1 protein-coding gene is annotated in these 255 nt (G+C 67.1%); it reads right to left on the reverse strand.

Features of this window, described 5'->3' with window-relative positions; all coding sequences use genetic code 11:
• A partial coding sequence (locus VRZ08_RS25065) for a GTP-binding protein (RefSeq protein WP_414534252.1) occupies window positions 1-255 on the reverse strand: 255 nt, incomplete at both ends.

The following is a 255-nucleotide window of genomic DNA, read 5'->3' on the forward strand; positions in this document are numbered from 1 at the left end:
CGCGGGTCTGCGGCATCGGGCCGTCGGCCGCCGACACCACCAGGATCGCGCCGTCCATCTGCGCCGCACCGGTGATCATGTTCTTCACGTAGTCGGCGTGGCCGGGGCAGTCGACGTGCGCGTAGTGACGGTTCTGCGTCTCGTACTCGACGTGCGCGGTCGAAATCGTGATGCCGCGCGCCTTCTCTTCAGGCGCCTTGTCGATCTGGTCATAGGCCGTGAACGTCGCACCGCCCGTCTCCGCCAGAACCTTGG

Origin of the sequence: Rhodopseudomonas sp. G2_2311, from assembly GCF_047501505.1 — a bacterium.
Classification (GTDB): Bacteria; Pseudomonadota; Alphaproteobacteria; order Rhizobiales; family Xanthobacteraceae; genus Rhodopseudomonas; species Rhodopseudomonas palustris_H.